A 25,823-nucleotide genomic window follows, 5' to 3' on the forward strand; every position below is an offset into this window, starting at 1 on the left:
CGTCACACTTGTCGGAAGCTCCAGCCGCGCAAGCACGCGCCCCTCGCCGGTCGCCAGGCTGGTGATCGGCCGGTGGGCAGGCCCGTAACCAAGACCCAGCGCCGCGAACCCCGCATAGAGCCCGGCCGGATCGACCGTTCTAGACATGCCCCTGCGCAGGGCGTCGAGATCGACCGGCGGCAACACGATGTCCGGCGCGGCGCGAACGCGGCCCTCGCCATGCACATGCCGGCCCTCACGACCAGAGGTCAGGATACGGTAGCTGTCGCCGGCCTCGCCCAACTCGACCTCTAGCCGTACGGGCGCCTCGTCGACGGCGACCGCACGCGTCCAGACATGCCCGGTGAATTCCAGCGGCAGGCCGGCAAGACCGCGTCGTTCCAGCTCGGCCCTGACCTGCTCGAACTGGACGACACCCGGCAAGATCTTGCGGCCGCCGACAAGATGATCGCGCAGGAGACTCTCGCTTCCATCGAGCAGCAGGCTTGCGGACCTTGCCGAGGCGGCTTCGCTGCTGCGCACCCAGTGGCGCGTGCGGGCGAAAGGATAGCCCGGAAGCCGGACGCGCCTGCGTCCGGCGCTGCCGGGAAGCTGGGTCCAGTCCACATCGAGACCGCGCACCCAAAGGGCCAGCAACTCATCATGCCGGCCGCGAGAGACGAGGCCGGTTGCCGCCTGCCGGAGATCGGCGTCGCCCTCCAGTACTGAGATGACGGCACGGTTCGCCCGCACCCGACCGACATGCAGCCCGCCCGCCTCATCGCCGGCGAGAAAGGCATCCAGCCGCTTGAGCGCTTCGCTGCGACCGCTGGCGACAAAGGCCAGGCGGTGCTCCATGGCATCGCGCGCTACCTGCAACATGTACGCGACATCGGCCAGCGGCACCGCGTCTCCTGTCTCGTCGAGATACCGGCGCAGATCGCTCGCCATCGTCCGCAACTGGTCCTCGCTGCGGGCGGAGAGGACCAGGACGGCCGGCCCGCCGGTTTCGGCCGGCTGCGCAACCGGCGCGGCGACGTGCTCTTCCAGAACGACATGGGCGTTGCTGCCGCCGAAGCCGAAGGAACTGACGCCCGCCCGGCGCGGCAACTCGCGGCCCGACGCGTCGCGGATGCGCGGCCAGTCGCGCGCCTCGCGCACGACGAAGAAGGGACTACCCTCCAGTTTGAGATACGGGTTCAGCCGGTCGCAATGGAGCGTCGCTGCCATCTTTCCGTGCCGGATCTGCAGCAGCACCTTGATCAGCCCGGCAATTCCGGCGGCGAGCTCCAGATGGCCGATGTTCGACTTGACCGAGCCGATGCCACAGGACGGCGCGGCGCCTGCGCCGAAGCGCCCTTCCGCCTCTCGCGCGAGATCGGTGAAGGCGGCGGACAACGCCTCGACCTCGATCGGATCGCCGAGCGGCGTGCCGGTGCCGTGCGCCTCGATATAGCCAACGGTGCGCGGATCGAACCCTGCGGCGCGATAGGCGGTGCGCAGCAGCTCTCCTTGCGCCTTCGGGTTGGGCGCGGTCAGGGACGCGGCATGGCCGCCGTGGTTTTCCGCCGAGGCACGGATCACGGCAATGATGTCGTCGCCGTCGCGTTCGGCCGCCTCCAGCGGCTTCAGGAACACGAGGCCGACACCCTCGCCCCGCGCATAGCCGTTGGCCGCATCGGAAAACGGCTTGGAGCGCCCGTCGGGCGACAGCATGCCGGCGCGCGAGAACCCGACAAAGGCTTCCGGCAGCAGCAGGGCGTTGATGCCGCCGGCAATCGCCGCATCGCAGTGGCCGGAGCGGATCGCCTCGACCGCGCGGTGGACGGCGACCAGCGCACTGGAACAGGCGGTCTCCACGGCAATGCTGGGGCCATGGAAATCGTAGTAGTAGCTGATCCGGTTGGGCCCGAGCGAAGGCGCAAGACCGGTCATCGAGTAGCCTTCGACGCCGCTGCCGGACGCCGCGACCAGGCGGCTGTAGCCGGTGTCCGCCGTGCCGAGGAAGACGCCGGTGCGGGAGCCGGCAAGATGCGAGGGCGCGTAACCGGCGTCCTCCATCACCCGCCAGGCCTCGGTCAGCAACAGGCGCTGCTGCGGATCGATCATGCGGGCTTCGGGCGCGGAAATACCGAAGAAGGCGGCGTCGAACTCCGCCAGCCGCTCTCCGATAAAGCCGCCCCATTTCACATTGGTGCGGCCGAGCTCGCGCTGCGGATCGCCCCACCAGTCGCGCCAGTCCCAGCGCTCGGCCGGCACCTCCGAAATGCTATCGCGACCCTCGAGGAGGTTCTGCCAGAAGCTGGCGACATCGGCAGCGCCGGGGAAGATGCCGCTCATGCCGATGATGGCAACGGCGCTGGAGGCAGTCTCGGCGACAGCGGCGGGACGAAGGACGGTCGCTGGCGCCGGCGCGGCGGCAGGCGCGGAAACCGTTGGGGCAACCGGCTCCTCGGCTTGCGGCGCCGGTGCACCGCCCAGAACGGCGACCATCTCGTGGGGATGACGATCCGCCAGATGCTCCGCAAGCGTCTCCAGCACGGGATACTCGAAGAACAGGGTCGGCGTCAGGTCGAGGCCGAAGCGGTCGTTCAGCCGATTGGCGAACTGGGTGAAGCTGATGGAATCGAACCCGTATTCGGTCAGCTCCACATCCGGGTCGAGATCGTCGAGCGCGACCTTGAGGATCGCACCGGCCTCCTCGGAGACCGCGCGCAGGACCCGCTGCCGCAGATCGCCCGTATCGACCTTTGGGGCGGCGGCAGGCTCCGGCGCGCTCTCGGCCCTTACCTGCGGGCGAGAAACGGTGCGGGCAACGAGATCGCGGATGCGCTCCCGCTCGCCCGCTGTGACCAGCACGCGGGCGGCGCCCGGCGCGATCTCGTCGGCCAGCAGGGCGGCCAGCACGTTGACGCCGGCGGCGGTTTCCAGCGGCACGAGGCCGGTGGTCCGGCGCATAAGGGCCTCGGTGGCGGCATCCATGCCCATGCCCCCGTCCCGCCACAACGGCCAGGCGATGGAGAGCGTGCGGCCCTGACACGCGCCGCACCGGCGCCGTGCCTCGCGGTCCTCGGCGAAACCGTCGAGGAAGCCGTTGGCGGCGCCGTAGTCGGCCTGTCCCGGATTTCCCAGGACGCCCGAAATCGAGGAGAAGAGGACCAGGAAGTCGAGAGGAGCCGTGCCCAGGGCGCGGTCGAGATTGACGAGGCCTCGAACCTTCGGCGCGAAGACCTCTTGCAGCTGCTCCGCTGTCTTCCTGTGCAGCGCCTCGTCGCGCAGCACGCCGGCAGCATGGAACACGCCGTCGAGGCGGCCATGCCGCGCGCGGATGCCGTCGACCAGTGTCTGCGCCGACTGTGCGTCGGACAGGTCGGCCGTGGCATAGGACAGGCCATCTTCGGCACGCGGCGCGGCGGCGCGGCGGCTGGCAAGCACCACCTTCGCACCCGGAGCCGAGGCAAGGATCGCCCGCGCCAGATGTCGGCCGAGACCGCCGGTTCCGCCGGTTATAAGATAAACGCCGCCGGCGCGAAGCGGCAGCGCCCCCTCGCCGCGCGAGCTGCGCGTCTCCTCCCCAAGCTCTTCCCAGGTTTCAGCCTCAAGGCCACCCGACCCAAGGCGGAGGCGGTCGAGCGGAAGATGGCCGGCGGCCTGCAAGAGGTGCGCGGCGACCGATGCCGCATCGACACCCGGCTCCGACGCAATCAGCTGTCCGTTCATCAGCCCGGCATGCTCGCGCGCGGCGCTGCGGAGCAAGCCGACGAGGCCGGAGAACGCCTGCCGCCCCTCCCCGCCCGGCACAACCACCTGCACCAAGGCGCGGCCGGACTGCGCCTTCAGCATATCGAGAAGCTGCAGCGCTGCTGCCTCGAACCGCACGGCAGGATCCCCTGCGGGATCGCCCGCGAGCTCGACGACCTCGGCATCGGTAAGATGCAGCACAAGCTCATCGCGTTTGACGGCATCCGGCGCAACGAGCACGAGGTGCCGGCCGGCTAGATTTGCCGCGCCTTGCCCCTCCACCGGACGCCAGACCGGCACGAAGCACGGCGTGTCCTGAGGCAGCGCATCGACATAGCTGCGGGTCGCGAAGCCGCGCAGGGCAACGCGTGCGTTTCCGGCATCGTCCAGCAGCAGGAGATCCATGCGCCGCGTACGGGGATCGCCGCCGGATGCAGGGCGCGGCTGGATATGCACCCAAAGGTCTGTTTCCAGCGGCCCGAAGATCTCGACACCCTCGACGGCGAACGGGAGCGCTGCCCCTTTTGGCGCGGTCCCGTCCTCCTCCATGACGAGGCCAATGGCCGCCTGGAACGCCCCGTCCATCAGGCTGGGATGCAGAGAATAGGCGCTGGCCGTCGCCGCTATCGCATCCGGCAGGCGAAGGCGGGCCAGTACCGAGCGCTCACCATCCGCGCCGGGTCCAAGGGCAAGAGAGGCAATCGCCCTGTGCCCCGGCCCATAGGCAAGGCCCATGGCATCGAACGCGGCATAGACCCGCTTCGCCGGGATCATGCGCGGATGCGCCAGCTTCAGGGCCGCCAGATCAACCGCCGCCGGGGGCGCAACGAGAGCGTCCGTCACCAGCATCTGCGCATGCAGGTGCGGCTCCTCGCCGGCCGCAACGCTCAGAACCTCTGCGCGGCGGGCGCCATCGGCGGCCTGCGTGAAGACGACCCGCAAGCGAACGGGGCTTTCCACGCCAAGCGGGCTCATCCAGACGACCTGCCGCAGGAGCGGCCGTGTCAGGCCCGCCTTCACTGCGGCAGCCCGCACCAGCTCCAGATAGGCGACGCCGGGCAGGACCGGCCGCCCGCCGATCCGATGATCGGCAAGGAAGAACTCGCGCCCCGTCAGATCGATCTCGAACGTACCGGCACCGGTCGGGTTCGGCGAAAGACCGCTCGCGGGCGCCGCCGGCGCGGCTTGCAGCGGCAACCAGTAGCGCTTGCGCTGGAACGGATAGGACGGGAGCGCGAGGCGCCGACGCGTCGTGCCCGCATGCAGCTGCCGCCAGTCGATGCCGGCGCCGCCGACCCAGGCACGCGCGACCTCGAGCGGATCGCGGCCGGCAGGGTCGAGTATCGCCTCTTCGGCGCGCCGTCCGCGCGGAACCGTGCCGCGAAGCGCGTCGCCATCCGCCCCCGCCTGCACGGCATCCATCTGGCGCAGGAGATCCTCGGCATCGCGGGCGACAAAGGCGATCCGCTCGCGCATCGCATCGCGCCCGACCTGCAACGTCCAGGCAAGATCACCGAGATCCGAGCCCGCCACATACGGCCGCAGGCGGCGGATGGCATCGGCCAACGCGTCCGGCGTGCGGGCCGACAGCGGCACGATCATTGGAGACGAAATGGGCGTCGGCACAGGCTGCGGCCCGCGATATTCCTCGATCACCATGTGGACGTTGGCACCGCCCGCGCCGAAGGAACTGAGCCCGGCGCGGCGCGGCTGCTCGATCCCGTCGACGACCGGGCGGTCCCAGTGTCGCGCGGCCTGCAGCAGATAGAAGGGACTGCCCTCCAGCTGCAGAAGCGGGTTCGGTTCCTCGCAATGGAGCGTGCGGAACAGCGTGCCGGTGCGCATGGCCAGCAGCACCTTGATCAGCCCGGCAACGCCGGCCGCGGTTTCCGCATGGCCGATGTTCGACTTGACCGAGCCGAGGCCGATATGCGGGACATCCGGCGCAGGCAGGCCCTGCTCGCGGTAAAGCTCGGCGAAGGCGGTCTTCAGCCCCTCCACCTCGACCGGATCGCCGAGCGGCGTGCCCGTGCCGTGGCACTCGATCAGGCTGATGCTGCGCGGATCGATGCCGGCAAGGCGGTGTGCCTCCGCCACCAGACGAGCCTGCGCCTTCGGGTTCGGCGCGGTCAGCGAGGTTGCCCCCCCGCCGTGATGCTCGACGGACGCGCGGATGACGCCGAGGATCGGGTCGCCGTCGCGCTCTGCAAGGTCGAGCCGCTTCAGCAGCACCGCGCCGACACCATCGGCGCGGGCATAGCCGTTCGCATCGGCGGAGAAGGTCTTGCAGCGCCCGTCGGGGGTGATCATCCCGACCTGCGAGAACATGATGTGCTGCATCGGCGACAGCATCAGGTTCGAGCCGCCGGCAATCGCCATCTCGCAGCCTTCATGGCGGATGCTCATGATCGCGCGGTGGATGGCCACCAGCGAGCTGGAGCATGCCGTGTCGACGACCGAGCTCGGCCCGTGAATGTCGAGCAGGAAGGACAGCCGGTTGGGGCAGAAGGCGTGGCCGAGGCCGGTAAGCTGCTGGGCATCCATGATGCCGGCCCGGTTCACCATGTCGGTGTAATCGAGCAGGTTGATGCCCAAAAACAGCCCGACCTTGCGCCCGGAAAGCGAACCGGGTGCATGGCCGGCCTTCTCGATCAGGCTCCAGACGCATTCCATGAACAGCCGGTGCTGAGGGTCCATCAGCTCGGCTTCGCGCGGCGAGATGTTGAAGAAGGCAGCATCGAACAGGTCGTGCCCCGGCGTGAACCCGCCGTATTTCACATCCGTGAAAGGCCCCTTCTTCGGATCGCCATGGACGGCCCGCCAGTCCCAGCGGTCCGCCGGCACTTCCTCGATGCAATCGTCCCCGGCCGCCAGATGCGCGGCGAAGGTCTCGAGATCCGGGCTTTGCGGAAAGCGCCCCTCCATCGAGATCACCGCGATGGGCACCTGCTCGCCGACGCTACGCATATCCGGCCGGGTGTCCGGTGCAGGTCGTGGAGCCTCTACCGCCCCTTTGGCCTTCTCGCTGTTTGCGAAGGCGCGGTGGCGGGCGAGCCAGTCCTCCGGCACATTGGTGGCCCCATCGGTGCCGGCCGTCGGAGGCGAGTGCGGCGGGGCGACCGTCGAAGCCGGCTGGGCAGCCACCGGCTCGGGCACGCGGGTGGCATATGAGGCTTCCACCGCCTTGCCGTAGCGGGCCAGCAGGATCGCTGCCAGATCGTCGAGATGCTTCGCCTCGAAGAAGGTCGTCGGGGCGACGGTGATCGCGAAATGGCGGGAGATGCGCGCCATCACCTCGGTGATCGCGATGGAGTCGATGCCGAGATTGGCGAGGTTTTCCGTCGGATCGAGCTTGTCCTGCGGGATGCGCAAGGCCTCGGATGCCAGCCGGTGGACGTCTTCGGCAAGCCGGGCGGACAGCGTTGCCGGCGCTGACGGCTCGTTCACGCGATCACGCTCCGGCCGGCGCGAGGCGGCGCGCGCACGGGCGCGCTCGACCAGCTCTTGTTCGAGCTGCCGCGCCATCCGCGCCTTCAGGTCCTCGGGCCGCCGGTCGTCGGTCATCGGGCCGGCACCTCCGTCAGCTCATGACCCGTTGCCGGATCCCCTTCTGCCAGCATGTCGCGATAGCGGCGCATGTGGGACAGCAGCTTCCACAGATCCGCCTCCCACTGGTGACGGTAGCTGTCGATGAAGTACCCTTCGCCCAGGTCTGGACGGTCGGTCTTCTTCGCCGCCAGGAAGCGCTCGAGCCCGGCGCTGCGGGCGAAAAGGGCCCGGGCGTAGTTGCGCACGAAGAGCCCTTGCGTCTTCAGCCCGTCGCCGAGACCGCCCGCGGCATTGATGAAGCCCATGAACAGCAGGTTGTCATGGTTGCGCGGGGTCGAGTGCAGGAAGAGGTCGGGGATCTCGCCCTTCCACTCCAGCATGTCCCGGTCGAGGAAGGGAAAGTCGCGGCTGTAGCCGGTGGCGTAGAGGATCGTGTCGAACTCGCCCGAGCTGCCATCGGCAAAGGCGACCGTGTTGCCCTCGAGCGAGGCTATGTCGCCCTTCGGCACGATGTCGCCATGGCCGATGTGATAGAGGATCAGCGAGTTCATCACCGGATGGGCCGCGTCGAGCGGATAGTCCGGGCGCGGCAATCCGTAGTCGGCTCCGTCATAGCCGGCGAAGCGGAACACTTCCTCGATATAGGCCAGTGTCTCCTCGCGGGTGGCGAACTTGTTGCCGAGCTCCATCATCCATTGCGGGGTCGGCTTCCCGTTGATGAACTTGGGCTGGTAGTAGTAGCCGCGGCGGGTGCTGTGATGCACGCAAGCAGCCGTCCGGACCGCATCGACGGCGATGTCGCACCCTGAATTGCCTCCGCCCACGACCAGGACGCGCTGATCCTTGAGCTGCTCGGCGCTCTTGTAGTCGCGGGCATGAAGGATGGTGCCGGTGAAGGTCCCGAGCCCGCTCGTATCGGGCAGGCGCGGCACCCGCTGCAGCCCGTTGCAGACCACGACCAGACGATAGGTTTCAAAGTGCCCGGCAGCCGAGCGAAGCGTCCAGCCGCCCGCTACCGGCTCCAACCGATCGACCGCCGCGTTGAAGCGGGCACGGTCGTAGATGCCATGCGCACGGGCATAGTCGCGGATATAGGCCAGCATCTGGCGATGGTTGGGATAGGGCGGATAGTCCTCAGGCATCGGAAAATCCGGCACCTGGGTGTTGAATTTTGGCGAAATCAGGTGAAGCGAGGCATAGGCGCGCCCACAAGGGGCCTCGGCATTCCACACCCCGCCGAGATCCGCTTCGGCCTCGTAGAGGTCGACCGCGAACCCGTCCTCGATCAGCTCGCGCGCGACGCCGATGCCGGTCGGGCCGCCGCCGATGATCGCGATCTTTCCGCTCATCGCACGCTCTCCCCGGCAAGACCGATCCTGCCGCCGTCGGCCTCCATCGACCCCAGCCGCACGTCCCGCATCACCATGCACGCATTACCCTGTTCGTCGTAAAGCGAAAGAACCAGCGGAAGGCTGTTGCCACCCTCCACGTGAAGCACGGCCCGCTCGCCGGCGCTCGCCCATGCGGCCATGCTCTCGATGGCAACGGGCGGCTTGAGCGCACCGGCGGTCGCCGGCGCCGCCAGATGCCCACTGAAGCGGAAGGCGAGCAGCCGCCAGGCCGCATCCAGCCATGCCGGATCGAACAGCATGGCACCGGTCGACCCTGCCTCGCCGCGCGGACGCCGGAGCTCGGCAACGAGGCGATCCCCGACGAGGCTCACCCTGCCGACACTAGCGGCCTCGGGCGCTGCCGGTCCCGAATGGATGGCGCAGCGCTCCGAAAAGGCCCGATAGGCATCGCCCAGGTCAGTGCCGTCCCCTGGCGCGAGCGGCTCCACCCGGCCGGGCCTTCGTGGAAGCTGATCTTCTGCGGCGGCGGCGCCGAAATGCCAGGGCTCGGCCTCCTCACCGTCCGCCACGACACGATACAAAAGCCCTTGCCCGTCGTCGCCGACCACGACCGTCAGCTGCCGCGCATGGCCGTTGACCGAAAGCGGGCTCCCCCACAACAGGTGCCGCAACCCATGAACCGGGCGGCCACTTGCACGCTCCAGCGCGCCGCGCGCAAGCTCGGGCAGGAAGAGACCGAGAACCAGCCGCCGGTCGGCGGAAAGATGGCTGGTGAGAGAGGGTTCATCGCCCGTGAGCGCGACGGAGAAGCGAGCAATCTCACCGCGTGCAGCGGCGCCGTCCAGCATCGGATGCGGTTGCAGCGACGACGGCACCACTGTCGCCGGCTCCTCGTTCACGGCTGTCTCGCCCGGCTCGACCCAATAGCGCTCGCGGGCGAAGGGATAACCCGGCAGGCGGAGACGGTCTTGCGACGGCAGGACCGACCAGCCGATGGAAAGCCCCTTGGCCCAGAGCTCACCGACACGCGACAGGCGGTCCATCTCGCCGGACGCAAGCCAGCGCGCGACAAGTGCCCTTGCATCCTCGTCCGTCTCGAACGGCGCGGTCGCGGCCCGCTCGCCATCGGAGACATGCAGCCCGGCGAGCGGACGTCCCGCAGCGACCGAGGCGAGCGCACGCAGCAGGTCTTCCCGGCTTGCGAAGGCAACGGCCAGCCTGCTGGCGAACGCGGTGCGTCCGACCTGAAGCGTGTGCACCAGCGCGCCGAGATCGAGGTCTGGATGTGCCGCGACGAAGCGCTCGAGGCCTGCAGCATGCTCCTGCAAGCGCTCGCGATCGCGGGCCGACAGGACCAGCAGCCAGGGACCCGGCGTTGCGGAGCGGCGCGCAGGGGCCGGCGCCTCCTCCAGCACCAGATGCGCGTTCGTACCGCTGAAGCCGTAAGAACTGACGGCAGCACGGCGCGGCGCGGCGCCTCTCGCCGGCCACGGCTCGGCCTGATGGGTCAGCGCGAAGGGCGTGCCTTCAAGCGAGATATGCGGGTTCAAACTGTCGAAGTTCACCACCGGCGGCCGTTCGGCCTGCTCCAGGGCGAGCATCGCCTTCAGCGCACCGGCGACACCGGCAGAGGCGAGACAATGGCCGATATTGCTCTTCACCGAACCGATCCGGCAGTCCGCGTCCACCGGGACGCCGTGGAAGGCATCTCGCAGCCCCTCGATCTCGATGGGATCGCCGAGCGGGGTGCCCGTGCCGTGGCATTCGACAAGGCCGATGGTCGCCGGATCGATCCCGAAGCGAGCCTGCACCGAGCGCATCAGCGCGGTCTGGGCCTGCGGGTTGGGCGCGGTAATGCCGTTGGTGCGGCCATCCTGGTTGGTTCCCCAGCCGCGAAGCACGGCGCGGATGGGATCGCCGTCGCGCAAGGCATCGTCCAGCCGCTTCAGCAGAACGGCTCCGACCCCCTCGCCCGGCACGAAGCCGTTGGCGCGCGCATCGAAGGTGAAGCATCGCCCGTCCTTCGAAAGCATCGAGACCTTGGACGTGTCGATGAACATCTTCGGGCCGACGAGAATGCAGGCACCACCCGCCAGCGCCATGTCGCAGGTGCCGGCGGTCAGGCTCTCGCAGGCCTCGGCAATCGCCACCAGCGAGCTGGAGCAGGCCGTGTCGATGGACAGGCTCGGGCCGCGCAGGTCGAGCAGGTAGGACATGCGCGCGGCGAGGATCGAGCCGGAACTGCCGAGCAGGCTGTAGGCGTTGCGCTCCTGGATCAGGTCCTCGTAGCCGCTGGGGCCGGAGGAGACATAGATGCCACAGTTTCGGCCCGCCAGCGACTGCGGATCGATGGCGGCATCCTCGATCGCGTGCCAGGCGACCTGCAGGAACAGCCGCTGCTGCGGGTCCATCAGCTCCGCTTCGCGCGGGGTGATGCCGAAGAAGCCGGCATCGAACTGATCGACACCATCGAGCGCACCCATCCACTTGCAGTAGGACGCGCCGGGATGCGCCGGATCGGGATGATAGAAGCGCGCGACATCCCAGCGGGAGGCCGGCACCTCCTCGATACAGTCGCGCCCCTCACGAACATTGCGCCAGAAGGCGTCGAGATCGCCCGCCTTGGGGAAGATGCCGGAGGCGCCGATGATCGCGACGGCGGGCGGCTCGTCGGACTTCGGAGCGGGTGTAATGGCGACGGCAGCGGCTGGCGCGGTAGAGGCTGGGGCCGCGATCTGGGCCACGACCGTGGCGACCGGCTGCGCAGCAGCTTTGGCCGGGACGAGCCCGGAGACATGGGCCGCGAGCGCGCCGACGGTCGGATGCGCGTAGACCACGGTAGCCGGCAGTTCGATCTCGAAAAGCGCGTTCAGCTTGCGGATCCAGGTAACCGCAAGGATCGAGTCGAGCCCCAGCTCCAGGAAGCCGGCATCGTCGCGGATCTCGCTCACGTCGATCATCAGGTCCTCGGCGAGCGAGGCGACAAGCCGCTCGCGGATCGCTGCATGAGGCACGTTGGCCCCGTTCGCCATGGGCGACGCTGCGTCGACAACAGGCGCTGCCGGCTCCGGCACAGCCTGCGGAAAAGCCTGCAACGGGACAAGTCCGGCGACATGGGTCGCAAGCGCTCCGACCGTCGGATGCGCATAGACCGCGGTCGCCGGCAGCTCGATCCCGAACAGCGCGTTCAGCTTGCGGATCCAGGTGACCGCGAGGATCGAGTCGAGCCCCAGTTCAAGGAAGCCGGCGTCGTCGCGGATCTCGCCTGCGTCGATCATCAGGTCATCGGCGAGCGAGGCGACGAGCCGCTCGCGAACACTCGGCCGCGGGTCGGCACGCCCGGCGGAGGGGGGCGCCGGCTGCTGCACCGGGGCGAGCGACGCGTCGCCGAATTTCTCCGCAATGCGGGCACGAACGCGGTCGTTGCCGATGAAGGTCGTCTCGTGCATGGCGAATTCGCGCCGCAGCACCTCGTCGAGATGCCGGGCGACGGTGGCCGCGCCGTCCGCCTTGGCGGCGGTGAGGTCTGCCCTCGGCTGGCGGGCCAGCGCATGCGCGCGCGCCAGCGCCTCGTCCAGAACGCGCGCGGCCGGCAGCACATCGAGATGGGGCGCCCGGCCGGCCAGCTCGCGGCCGCGATACTCGCGCGCGCTGAAGAGCACTTCCCGGCCGAGATCATCCCCCAGCCGATGCGGGAAGATCAGCGTCGCGCCTGCGCCCGGCGTGAAGCCGTACCAGAGGTAGTTGCTGTGATAGAGGCCTTCGGTCGCGAAGATGGCCTCGTCGCAATAAAGGCCGAGCGACCATCCCGCGCCGATGCCGTGCCCCTGCATGGCGGCGATCACCGGCAGCGGACAGGCGAGCGGCAGGCTGTAGATTCGTCGGTCGGTGAAGCGTGCCTCGCCGGCCTGCAGCTCGGTCAGTCCTTCGGACGTCCCGCCGCAGGCGAAGTAGCCGTCGTGACCGGTCAGGACGACAACCTTGGCCTCGGGCATCGTCGCGATGGCGGCAAAGGCCTCCTCGATCCCGTCCATGAAGGCGGTGGTGAAGGTGTTGCGCCCTGCCCGCTCCAGCATGCGCAGCAGCACGACGCCATCGGGGTAGGCTTCCAGCTCCATCACCGGGGTCGCCAAGGGCACCCGGCGCGAAGACATTGCAGGCGGACTTGAGGTCCCCCCATCCCGCATGAGCTGTCGCAGGCGGTCGAGACCCGACGATCCCGTGAGCTCCGCGCCAACAAGCTGGGGCATGGCCTTGCGCATATGCGCCTTCAGCAGCACCAGCGCCTCGCGCGGCGCGCCGGCGATGGAGGCGGCAAGCTCCGTCGCGGCGGCCTCGACGCGATCCACAGCCACAGTCTCCATCTCCGTCTCGATCCGGCGCGCGGCAAGCTGCCAGGGCAGCCCCTCCGGCAGAACCGGCAAGGACGAGATGGCCGCACCCTCGGCACGGACGACGAAATCCGCCAGCAGCGCGGATGCTGCGCCGTCTCCTGCGACCGGGGCGTCAAGGACGGCCACAACCGGCAACGGGCAGTCGAGCAGCGCGGTGGTCATCGTGTCGCCGGCTGTTGCGCTGGAAGCGCTCCATGCCTCACCACCCTGGACGATGACCGCGCGGAGCGCCTGGTCCTCTCCCGCTTCGCGCAGGGTGCGCTCGAGATCGCGGCGCGTTGCCTCGCCCCAGCGGCCCGTCAGCTCCAGTCGGCGCACGCCGTCCTGATCGCCAGCTAGGCGTACGCCGCCGGTTTCCTGAGGATACGGTGCCATGGCAGGAGCGGCCATCGCCTCCAGCGGCGCAAGCCTGACGGACGGCTTCCGTCCGCTCATCGCCTCATAGGGCCCCGCGAGCGCTTCCGGAGCGGCAAGGCGCAGCGGCATCGCCGGCTCGGCAGAGACAACAGGCGCAGACCGTTGCTCAGCGCGAGGCGCATCAGTCGCCACGGCGCGAGGGGTAGGCTGACGGGCGGCGTCCTTCTGCATCTTCGACGCCCAGTAAGACTTTGCAGCAAGCGGCGAGGCCGGCAGCGGCACCCGGCGGCGGCCGGCACCGAACAGCCCGGTTCCGTCGATTTCCGCGCCCAGGACCCAAGCGCCGGCAAGCTGATGCAACCCCTCGCCCCACGCTTGCGGATCCGCCCCCTGCGAGGCTTTGAGAGCCTCGACGATCCGGCGGCAGTCGGCCGCAAGCGCTGCATTGCCTCTGTCGTCCGTGGGCGATGCCGACGCGCGGTGGACGCCCTCCAAGCTCTCGCCACGCGCCCATGCCCGCAGCCGCGCGGCAAGATCCCGCATTCCGCCCGCAACAATGGCCAGCCGCTCGGCCATGGGGCGACGGCCGACCAGCAGCGTGTGGGCGATGTCGGCGGGCTCGATGCCGTCTGCCGTCTCCAGATGGGCGGCCATGCGTTCGGCGAGCTGGCGCAGCAGCGCCTCGTTGCGCGCGGAAAAGACGAAGAGGAACGACGGCAGTCCGCTTGCCGCCTGCGGCTGGGCGGGTGCTTCCTGCAGGACCGCATGCGCGTTCGTGCCGCCGAAGCCGAAGGAGCTGACCGCGACCCGGCGGGGCGCCCCGCCCTTCGTTGGGAAGGCAAGCGGCTCGCCGTTCACCCGGAACGGGCTTTGCGAGAAATCGATGGAAGGGTTGCCGCTGCCGAAATGCAGCACCGGCGGCACCATGGCGTGCTTCAGGCTCCAGACCGCCTTGATGAGGCCCGCAATGCCGGCGGCCGTCGTGGCGTGGCCGATGTTCGACTTGACCGAGCCGAGCAGCTTTCCGCCTGTCTGCCCGCTCCCGTGCACACGGGCAAGAGCCGCATGCTCAATGGGGTCGCCGAGCGGCGTGCCGGTGCCGTGCGCCTCGACAACGGCGATGCTCTCCGGATCGATGCCGAAGCGCTCGTAGACGTCGCGCATCAAGCGCTCCTGCGACAGGGCGCTCGGGGCGGTGATGCCGTTGGTGGTGCCGTCCTGGTTGGTGCCGCTGCCCAGAATGACGCCGTGCACCGTATCGCCGTCGGCCAGCGCCTTCGACAGGGGCTTGAGCAGGACGGCGGCCACGGCCTCTCCCGGCACGATGCCGTCCGCACCCGCCCCGAACGGGGCACAGCGCCCGCTCGGCGACAGCATGTTGGCCTGGTTGGCATAGAGGAAGAAGCGCGGCGAACTCTGGACGAAGACGCCGCCGGCCAGCGCCATGTCGCACTCGCCCTCGCGCAGACTGCGGCAGGCCATATGGACGGCGACCAGCGAGCTGGAACAGGCGGTATCCACCGCAATCGCCGGCCCCTTGAGATCGAGCCAATAGGAGAGCCGCGAAGGGATCAGCGATGTCGTGTTGCCCCAGAACGCCTGGCCCGGCGGCTGCTCGCGGAACAGCTCCTGATAGTCGCCATGGGCGCAGCCGACGAAGACGCCGCAGCGCGAGCCGACGATATCGGAGCCCGCATGGCCGGCATGCTCCAGCGTCTTCCAGGCTTCCTCCAGGAACAGCCGCTGCTGCGGGTCCATCCAGGTCGCCTCGAGGCCGGAAATGCCGAAAAACACCGCATCGAAGCGGTCGACATCCTCGATGAAGCTGCCATGCCGGCCATAGCTGCCCTCCGGCACGCCCCGGTAATGCGGCGCAAGGTCGAAGCGGGTCACCGGGCCGACGAGGTCGTCGCCCGCCATCAGGTGCTGCCAGAACTCCTCGACGGTCTGCGACCCGGCAAAGCGTCCGCTGACACCGATGATGGCGATGGGCTCGGCAGGGCTTTCCGTCGACCGTGCCAGAGCAGGTGCCGGAGCGGCGAGCGGCGTGGCGGGCACGGCATCCGTGCTGTTCAGCGCGGCCACCGCGTCGGCATGCTCGCGCCGCAGGAAGGCCTCCAGCTGGCCGACGCTGGCGAAATCGAACAGGCGCGTCTGGTCGAACGGGATGCCAAGCGCCTTGCGCAGGCGATGGGCGAACTCCGCGCCGAGGATCGAGTCGAGGCCGTAATCCGCGAAGCTGCGCGTCACGTCGATGCTCTCGGGCGCGACATTCAGCGTCGTCGCGACAAGCCCGCGCAACAGGCCGCGCAGATCCTGGCGGACATCGCTTGCCGCCGCCTGCGGGCGGGATACCGCCACCGGTTCGGCAAACGGCCTTTCCGCGGGCGCCGCAGCGGACGCGCTGGCTCCGATCGCCCGCGCGGCAAACAGCTGCTGCCCCAGTCGCCGCTCAGCCTCTCCCGAACCGGCAATCCAGTCGAAGCCCGCCTCCCGCAGGGCCGCGGCCCAGCTTTCAGGCGCCAGCGACGGCGTGCCGGGAATACGGCGCTCGCCATCGGTGAAGCGCCACCAGCCCTCCAACAGACCGAAGGTGACGTGGGTGAACAGCGTCGCCCTGCTCGTCTCGTTGACCAGCAGAACGCCTTCGGGCGCCATGGTCTCGCGCACGGTCTTGAGCGTGCGGACGATGTCCGCCGTCGCATGCAGGACGTTGGCGGCGACAACAAGATCGAAGCGTCCCGGCTCGACAGCCTGCCCGGCGAGCGGCTTTTCGATATCCAGCAGCGCGGTCCTCAGGCCCGGCACCCGGCTCGCATAGCTGCGCTCGGCATGGATCAGGAAGGCACGCGACACATCGGTGTAGCAATACTCAGTGATGCGACCGGCAAGCGGCGCGAGCGCCGCGAAGACCGGCTCGCTGGTCCCGCCTGTCCCCGCGCCGATCTCCAGGATGCGCAAGGGGCGGTCCGTCCGGCTTGCGCCAACGTGTTTCGCGGCGGCCTGCGCGAGGACCTTGCTGAACCGCGCCGCAACCGCATTCTCCTTGTAGACCGCTTCGACCAGCTCCAGCGAGCCCTGCGGGAACAGCACGTCCGTCGCCTTGCGCGCTCCCGTCAGAATGTCCGGTAGGGCCGCCAGCGAGGCTTCCGCAAGGCGCATCTGGGCTGCCAGACCGCCCGCCTCGCGGCTGGCGTGCCAGCGGGCCCAGGCGTCGTCCTCGGAAAGGGCTTCACTGTCGGTCTGCGCCAGCAGGTCGCGCGCGGCGCGATACCAGCGGCGAAGACCCTGCGTGACGGCCTCCTCGGGCACCCGGGCAAGCTGCGCCGCCAGCACCGACGCGACAAGCCGGTCGAGCCGGTCCTGCTCGGCCACCAGCTGCTCATCGCCCTGCGCTGCGGTGATCGCCTGTTCCAGCTCTCCGCCCACCGGCGTTTCGGTCTCCGGCAGCCAGTAGCGGTCCCGCGCGAAAGGATAGGTCGGCAGCGAGACAATGGCCGGGCGGGTGCTGCGCGGCAGCCGCGCCCAGTCGATGTCGATGCCCCCGGCCCACAGGGCCAGCAGCTTGTCGAGCCGGCCTTCCTGCCAGGCGCGTTCCGCGAGTTCCTGCAACACGCCATCGCCGCGCAGGGTCGCGAGCAGGCCGTCGACGCCCTTCGCCTCTCCTGTATGGATGCCGGCGCCCGCCTCGCCCGACAGCCAGTCGCCCAGCCGTGTGACCAGTTCGTCGGTGCTTGCCGCCTCGATGCCGAGGCGATGGGCAAAGGCCTCGCGCCCGACCTGCAGCGTATAGGCAACCGCCTCGAGCGGCAGGGCCGCACTCCTCTCTGCCGAAAGCCCTTGCGCAGCCACGGTCTCGGCCAGCGTCTCGATGGTGGCGAACCGGTCGAGCAAGGGCAGCCGGGCGGCGGGCAAGCGCTCTTCGAGCCGGCGCCGCAGCGCCAGCAGTTCCGGCCTCTCCAGCCCCAGAGCATCAAAGCTCTCGCCCGGATCGATATCCGCCACCTCGACGCCGAGCACGGCGGCAAGGTCTTCCGCGATGCCGGCCGCAACGGCCTGCAGCGAAACAGGAGTGCCCGTCGCAATGCCGGACCGAAGCGCCACCAACAGGTTCTCCGCCTGCGCGCGCAGCTGCTCCGGCGTGCGGGCCGACAGGACGATGGCCTGGGGTGCAGGCGCGGGCGCGGCGCTTGCAGGGCCCTCCCGCCACTCTTCGACGATCACATGCGCATTGGCGCCACCCGCCCCGAAGGAGGAAATGCCGGCAATGCGCGACCCGTCCGTGCGCCACTCCGCCGCCTGTCGCTGGAGCGCAAAAGGCGTTGCAGCAAGGTCGAGATTGGGATTGACCGTCTCCGAGTGGAGGGTCGGCGCCAACATGCCGTGGCGCATCTGCAGGATCACCTTGGTCAGCCCCGCGATGCCGGCTGCCGCCTCGAGATGCCCGATGGCGGATTTCACCGATCCCAGCGCACAGAAGCCGGTGTCGGCCGTATCCGGCGCAAAAGCCTGGGTCAGGCCGTCGACCTCGATGGGATCGCCAAGCACCGTGCCGGTGCCATGCGCCTCGATATAGCTCACATCGCGCGCCGACAGTCCCGCCTGTTCGAGCGCGGCGCGCACCACGTTGCGCTGTGCCGCCGGGCTCGGCACGGTGTAGCCGTTGGCGCGTCCGCCGTGGTTGATCGCGCTCCCGCGGATCACCGCATGGATACGATCGCCGTCGGCGAGCGCGCGGGAGAGCGGCTTGAGCAACACGCAGCCGACACCCTCGCCGGGCACGAAGCCGTCGGCTGCTGCGCCGAAGCTGTGGCAGCGCCCGCTCGGGCTCAGCATGTGCGAAGCACAGAGCTCGACGTAGTTCGAGGGGTGCAGGTAGAGATTGACGCCGCCGGCCAGAGCCATGGCGCAATGACCGGCCCGCAGCTGCTCGCAGGCTTCGTGGATCGCCGTCAGCGAGGAAGAGCACATGGTATCGACCGGCAGGCTCGGCCCGGCAAGGTCGAGCGCGTGCGAAACCCGGTTGGCGACGCTGGCGAAGGAAGTCGACGGGCGCACCATCGCCCCGCCCTCGCCCCGGAACGGGCCGTGCAACGCGTAGCCGGTCTTGGTCACGCCGGCGAAGACGCCGACATCGGCGCCCTCCCGGCCGCCGGCCACAGCCTTCAGCCGCGCGCGGGTGTAGCCGGCATCCTCGCAGGCCTCCCAGGCGCTCATCAGGAACAGGCGCTCCTGCGGGTCCATCGCCGCTGCGTCCCTCGGCGAGATGCGGAAGAACAGCGGATCGAAACCGGCAAAGTCCTGAAGGAACGCTCCCCAGCGCGAATAGCTGCGCTGCAAGGCGACCGCTTCGTCGGCATCCGGCTCGAAGAAGCCCTCAAGGCCCCAGCGCTCGGCCGGGATCTCGCCCACCATGTCGCGGCCGGACCGGAGGTTCTCCCAGAAGGCATCCAGGGTGTCGGCGCCCGGATACCGGCCGGAAAGGCCGATCACCGCAATCGGCTCGGCGCGTTCCATCGGTCCACGGCGCAATGAAGCGGCGCTCGCTTGTGCCGGCGCAACGAAGGCCGGCGCGGACGCTGTGACATCGCCCAGGCCCGTCCAGCGACGGCAGGCCTCGGGCTGGCGCTCGGCGAGCCAGCCGGCAATCGCGGCGAGCGTGCGATACTGGAAGAACAGGGTTTTCGGCAACGCATCGAAGATCCCGGCCAGCTCGCTGTTGAGCCTGGTGATCATCAGCGAGTCGATGCCGTAGTCCTCCAGCGGAGCCTGCGGATCGATCCGCCCGGCAGGATGACCGCTGATCGTCGCGAAGAGCTCACCCAGCCGCACCGTCGTGCGGGACAGCAGCTCCGAGGAAACAGCACTACGGCCCGTCATCGCCTGAGGCTCGCTTGTCAGAACTTCGGAAGCGTCCTGTCGCGAGAAGAACCGACGAGCGAGCGCCGCGTCGCCAGCAATGACAGCGGCCTGCGCATGGCCGGCGCCGAGAATGGCGTGCATCGCGGCAAGCCCTGTGCCGGTTTCCAGCGGTCGCTGGCCCATGCGCTCGAACAGCGCCGCCTGCACCTCCTCGCCGGCCTCCATCCCACCGCCCAGCCAGAGCGGCCAGCCGATGGAGGCGATCCGGCCGCCCGAGTGCTCTGCCAGCGCGTCCAGGAAGCCGTTTGCGGCAGCGTAGTCGGCCTGTCCGGCATTGCCGAAGGCGCCGGCAAGCGAGGAAAACAGCACGAAGGCGTCGAGATCCAGCCCGCTGCACGCCTCGCGCAGGGCCAGCGCACCCGTCACCTTGGGGGCGAGAACCTCGGCAAGGTCCGTCTCCCGCTTCCAGGCGAGATGCGCGTCGCGGAGCGTCCCGGCGCAATGCACCACCGCATTCAGCGTGCCGTGCACCTCGATCACATGGGCAACGAGACCTGCGACAGCCTCGGCATCGCCCATGTCCACCTGCCGGTAGCCGGCAACCGCGCCGAGCGCCCGGAGCTCGTCGAGGAACGCCTCGCGGCTGCCGTCGAGCGGCCGCGAGCCGGTCAGAACCAGCACCGCCCCCTTTGCCGTTTGCGCGATATCGCGCGCGACCAGCCGGCCGAGCCGCCCCATGCCGCCGGTGACCAGTACGACACCGCGCGGCCGCCACTGGAAGCCCGCACCGCCTGCCGGCACCTCGCGCCAGGTGCGCTCGAGGCGTTGGCCGTTCGAATAACGGATCCGCGTGCCCGCCCCGGTCCCTGCCTCACTCGCCAGCAGCCGGGCGGCATGATCGGGCGCCAGCCCTTCGGGCAGTTCGATCACCTGCCCGAGGATGCGCGGATCCTCGATGCCAGCGGTGTCGAGCATTGCGCCAAGCCCCGCAAGCAAGGCGCCCTCGCGCGCCGGCGACAGTGCCAGCTGCACCAGGACCTTGCCCTCGCCGGGCTGTTTTACGAGGTCGCGCAGCACGCCCAGCAGATGCGCCGCCGCGCGGCCATAACGCGCCGTAACCGCGCCTCGTCCGAGCGCAAGCGAGACGAGTTCGCAGCCCGGCCTTGCTTCGACGGGAACGTCGCAAGCAACGACGATGCGCCGGCCCGCAAAGCCTACGGCCGGGGCTTTCTGCTCTCGCCATTCCGGCACAAAGACAAGCGTCTCGCTGCTTGGGGTCTCGTCCGCAGGCGAGATCCCGGGGATCCAGTGGCATGTGGCGGCAAAACGGCGCGGCGGCAAAGGCCGGCGCTGGGGCGGGTGCTCGCCCGCGTAGTCCTCAAGCACCACGTGGGCATTGGTTCCGCCGAAGCCGAAGCTGCTGACGCCGGCACGGCGCGGCAAAGGAGCGCCGGTCGCATCGACAGGCCGGGGCCACGCCTCGCGGCTCCGCACCAGACGGAGCGGACTGCCGGCAAGGTCGACATGCGGATTGATCTCGTCGCAGTGAAGCGTAGGCGGCAGCTCGCCCCCTTGCATCGCCATAAGCACCTTGACGACACCGGCAAGCCCCGCAGCAGCTTCCAGATGGCCGATGGACGACTTGACCGTGCCGAGCCCGATATGCGGCTCCGCAACGCTCTCGCGCCCGCTCAGGTTAGCGAAGGCCCGCTTGAGGCCGTTGACCTCGACCGGGTCGCCGAGATGGGTACCGGTTCCGTGCGCCTCGATATAGCCGATGGTCGCGGGATCGATGCCCGCCATCGCCTCCTCGACAAGCGCCGCCTGCGCCTTCGCATTGGGGGCGGTCAGGGCACCGGCGCGGCCGCCATGGTTCTGTGCGCCGCCGATGATCGTGCCGAGAATGCGGTCGCCGTCACGCTCTGCGTCACGCAGCCGCTTGAGCACCAGCACCGCGACACCCTCACCGCGGGCATAGCCGTCCGCTCCGGCGCCGAAGCTCTTGCAGCGCCCGTCCGGCGACAACATGCCCGCATTGTGCGGTCCCTCGAAGCCTTCCGCGGCGAGGCAGAGATTGACGCCGCCGACGAGTGCGGTCTCGCAACGCCCGTCCTTCAGCGCTTGGGCAGCACGCAGCAGGGCGACGAGCGAGCTGGAACAGGCCGTGTCGATGGCCTCGCTCGGGCCGGAGAGGTCGAAGGCATGCGACACCCGGTTGGCGACCATCGCCAGCGAGTTTCCGGTCGCGACATGCCCGTCCGCGGCGACCTCGTGGGCGGCAAGAAGCGCCGCATAGTCGAGGCTGGTCACGCCGACGAAGACACCGGTCGCCTTCGGCAGATCGGACGGCTCCACACCGGCGTTTTCGACCGCATGCCAGGCGGTTTCCAGCAACAACCGCTGCTGCGGGTCCATCCGCTCGGCCTCGGCCGGCGAGATGCGGAACGCGGCCGCATCAAAGCGGTCGATGTCGGAGAGGAACCCGCCACGCCGGGGGAAGGATGCGGCCGCAACGCGGGTACGATAGGTCTCCCCGTACCGCTCGAGCGGCAGGTCCCGCGTCAGGTCGCGCCCGGCCAGCAGGTTGTCGAAGAAACTCTCGATGTCCGGGCTGCCGGGGAAGCGGCCGGCCATGCCGACAATCGCGATACGGTCATCTTCGCGTGTCTGCGCCGCTCCGGCGACCGGCTGCGAGATGGTCGGAACCGCGGCTGCTGCCAAGGGCGCGGCGCGGTGCGGGGCTGCTGCGGGCACGCTCTCGGCCGGCGGCGCGATGTCGTGGCGTCGCACCAGATGGTCGGCCAGCGCCTCGACATGCTCGCATTCGAAGAAGATCGCCGGCGAGAGCTCGATCCCGAAGGCGGACCCGATTTCGCCCGCATAGCGCGTCAGCGAAATGGAATCGAAGCCGAGATCATGGAAGAGATCGCGCAGGCCGAGATCGTCGGGATTGAATTTCAGGATCCCGGCGGCGATCCGGCGGAGCTCCTGTGCCGCCCAGTCCGCCGTCGGGCTGGTGTCCTGTGCGACCGTCCTTGCCGGCTCGGGGGCCGGAATGGATGCCGAGGCCACGAAGCGAGCCACAGGCACCGTGGCGACACCCTCGCAGCGCGCGAGAATGCGCCCACGCCTGTCCAGGAACGAGAGGTCGAACGCGCCGGAGCCGCCCGGCTCGCAGAGTACGGCTGCGACATCGCCGGTTGAAACCTCAGTGCGTGTGACACTCGCCAGCGCCAGCGGTTCGCCGCCCGCCGCCAGCAGTTCCAGCGCCTGCCAGCCTGCTCCGAGCGCGGTTGATGGAAGCGCCAGGTTCTTGCGGAACCAGTCCTGCTGCGGACCATCCTCGCGCAGCTCGCAGAGAAGGCCGCCACCGGCAAGACGGAAGGCGCGCGCGATCCCTTCCAGATAGGGACCGAAGCCGAGGCCATTACGGGCAAGGTCGCCATAGATCCGCGCGTGGTCCAGAACCTCGGGGCTGGCAGCCTTCAGGGCGTCGAGATCGACCTGCCCATCGCGTGCCGTACCCGTTGCAACCCGCGCCTGGAGCCAGGGCGTTTCGACCGCCTCTCTATCGCGGGCGACGACGCGGGCAAGGAACCCGTCGCCCGCCGGCTCCAGCGTCAGGGTAAGGGTCTTGACCGCCGGCCATTCGGGCAGGCTGAGCACCTGCAGATCCTCGACGGCCACCGGTCCGGACAGCCCGGCGATCCGGGCGAGGGCCGCGACCGTCTCGACAGCGACCATCGGCAGGACCGTCTGTTTCCGGCCGCGCGTTTGCACATAGTCCAGCAACTCGCCGAGATGGATATCGGTCTCGTAGCGCAGGCCGGACAGCGTCGAGACGTTGCGCCCGACGAAGGGATGCAGCTTCAGCCGCGAGCCCAGCGGATTGACCACAGAGGGCGCATCCGGCTGCTCGGGATACCAGCAGCGGATCTTTTCGAACGGATAGGTCGGCAGCGGCACGCGGCGCGGCTCGCGGTCCCGCCAGAGCGCAAACCAGTCGATGGCCGCACCATGCGTCCAGGCATCGGCAAGTTGCCCCAGGTCACGCGCAGCGACGGCTGCCGCCAGCCGTTCCGCGTCCTCCGGCGGATCGACATCGAGGATCGAGCGGACATGATGCCAGCGCCCGTCCGCGTCGGGCGCCTCGGTGAAATCGGCAAGGCGCCGGCGGGCGTCGGCCGGATCGCTCGCCGCCAAGGCCAGTCGGCACGGCAGCTCGGTCCGCCCGACCTGCAGCGTGAAGGCAATGTCGGAGAGATCCGCATCCGGGTGCCGTTCCATCCAATCCAGATGCCGGCGGACCAGCGCCACGAGGCGGTCCCGGTTCATCGCCGAGAACACCAGAAGCTCGGGGCCCGCCGCCCTCGCCTGCCTCGGCTGCGGCCGATACTCCTCGATCAGGATGTGCGAGTTCATGCCGCCCGCGCCGATGGAGGTCACGCCGGCTCGGCGCGGCTGCTCCCGGCCGTCGGACCCAAGCGGACGTTGCCAGGGAGCAAGCTCCCGCTGGACGCGGAAGGGCGAGGACGCGAACGGAATGTCCGGGTTCAGCGTCTCGGCATGCAGCGAAGGCGCCAGCATGCCCTTGCCCAGCTGGGCCACCACCTTGGCGATGCCGGCAAGGCCGGAGGCACCGAGCAGATGGCCGACATTGCTCTTCACCGTGCCGATGGGACAGGCGCCGACCGCGTCGGTGTGCTTGCGGAAGGCCTGAGTCAGCGCCTTCACCTCGATGGGATCGCCGAGCGCCGTGCCCGATCCGTGCCCCTCGATATAACTCACCGTATCGGCGGTGATGCCGGCATCGTCCAGCGCCCGTTCGATGGCGACCGCCTGCTGGTGCGGATTGGGCACCGTGAAGCCGTTGCGCACGCCGGCATTGCTGATGCCGGTGCCGATGATGACGCCGTGGATATGGTCGCCGTCGCGCTCGGCATCGCAGAGCCGCTTCAGCACCAGCGCACCGACGCCCTCGCCGAGGATGGTGCCCTCGGCGCCGACGCCGTAGCCGCGTATCACGTCCGCCGACTTGGTGGTGAAATGCTCCTGCGAGGTGGCGATGAGCTTTTGCGGATGCAGCAGCAGGCTGACGCCGCCGGCCAGCGCCATCTCGCAGCGCCCCGAACGGAGCATGTGCACCGCCTCGTGCACGCAGGTCGAGGCGGCCGAGCACATGGTGTCGAGGAAATAGGACGGGCCGGTGAACCCGTAATAGTAGGACACCATGTTGGGCACGGTGCCGGTATAGCTGCCGCTGGCGGGCGCGCCACGCATCAGCATGTTCTGGAAGCCGTAGAGGTCGTACTCGTTGGTCATCGACCCGACGATGACCGCAACGTCGCCGCCATGGCGCCGTTGCAGGGTCTCGCGCGAGTAGCCGGCATTTTCGAACGCCTCGACGCTCGCCTGCAGGAACAGGCGCACCTCGGGCGACATCAGCTCCGCTTCGGTCTGGGAAATGCGGAAATAGCGCGGATCGAACCGGTCGATATCGTCGAGGAAGCAACCCGTGCGGACCACGGTCTTGCCGAGAACATCGCGCTCGGGATGCAGCAGGGCCGCATGGTTCCAGCGTTCCTGCGGATAGGGCCGGAAACCGTGGATGCCGCCGGCCAGCATCTCCCAGAACTCGTCCTGCGTCGCCGCGCCGGAGACATGCAGCGACAGGCCGACGATGGCGATGGCGTGGTTGTCGGTCTCCGCATTCGGCTGCGACACGCTCGGGCCGGGGTCCGCGCGCGCAGGGATCGCTTCGGCGGGAGCCTCGACAGGAGTGGCCGGCGGGGAAGCCGCCTCACCCAGCCCCTCTTCGGCAAGAGCGGCGGCCAGCGCATCCCGGTGGTTCTCGACCAGATGGCCGGCGACGCCTTCCAGGTCGACATATTCGAAGAACAGCGTCTTCGACAGCGAGCCCAGCCGCTCTTCCAGGCGGTTCGTCGTCTCGACGATGGAGATCGAGTCGAGGCCGTATTCCTCGAGCTTGCGGTTGAGGCGGATGCGTGAAGGGTCAAGTTCCAGCACATCGGCCAGAATATCGCGCACGAAGAGCGCGCCCTGTCGGGCAAGCGCGGCATCGTCGCCCGCGGCCTGCGGGGCGTCCGAGGGGGCCGGTGCGTCCTGCTTTTCCACCACGCCCTCGCGCGCGGAAAGAAATGCGCCGATGCGCGCCGTGTCGCCGTAGAGCACAGTGGCGCAAGGCTCCTGCCCGGCGACAAGCAGCCGCTCCAGAGCGACAAGGCCCGCCTCGCTCGGCAGCGGCACGGTGCCGAAGCGTCGCTCCATCGCCTCCAGCGTCGGCATGTCGACGCTCATGCCACCCTCAGCCCAGAGCGGCCAGGCAACGGCAAGCGTCCGCCCCTGCCGCTCACCCCGCCCGACCATCGCCGCGCGCTCGGCGGCGAAACCGTCGAGAAAGCCGTTGGCGCCGGCATAGGCCGCCTGCCCGGCATTGCCGAACCGGGCCGCGACGGAGGAAAACAGCACCAGGAAATCGAGCGGCGCGGCGCATGTCGCCCGGTCGAGATTGAGCGTGCCGGCGAGCTTCGGCGCAAAGACGGGCGCGAAATCCCGCCCCGCCTGCGTC

3 protein-coding genes (2 of these 3 running past the window's edge) are annotated in these 25,823 nt (G+C 69.3%); all 3 read right to left on the bottom strand.

Going from position 1 to position 25,823, the window contains the following annotated elements:
- Tightly spaced (each overlapping or abutting the next), the 3 genes in view from ACVJ6E_RS02595 to ACVJ6E_RS02605 form a layout consistent with a single transcriptional unit that may run on beyond the window.
- A protein-coding gene (locus ACVJ6E_RS02595; protein ID WP_120269022.1) for a non-ribosomal peptide synthetase crosses the window boundary here: on the bottom strand, positions 1-7,284 show its start. It extends 13,053 nt beyond the left edge of the window; the window shows 7,284 of its 20,337 coding nt (coding positions 1-7,284); it begins with the start codon at positions 7,282-7,284; its stop codon lies off the left edge, out of view.
- Positions 7,281-8,618, bottom strand: a complete 1,338-nt coding sequence (locus tag ACVJ6E_RS02600) for an NAD(P)-binding domain-containing protein (protein ID WP_120269021.1) — start codon at positions 8,616-8,618, stop codon at positions 7,281-7,283. The genes ACVJ6E_RS02595 and ACVJ6E_RS02600 overlap by 4 nt, the downstream gene beginning before the upstream one ends.
- Positions 8,615-25,823, bottom strand: the 3' portion of a protein-coding gene (locus ACVJ6E_RS02605; RefSeq protein WP_120269020.1) for an SDR family NAD(P)-dependent oxidoreductase. Its footprint extends 3,488 nt past the window's final position; 17,209 of the gene's 20,697 nt are visible here — the last part of the coding sequence; its start codon lies beyond the right edge, outside the window — the gene reads right to left on this strand; the stop codon is at positions 8,615-8,617. The genes ACVJ6E_RS02600 and ACVJ6E_RS02605 overlap by 4 nt, the downstream gene beginning before the upstream one ends.

This window comes from Stappia sp. G46H5W (assembly GCF_058448995.1).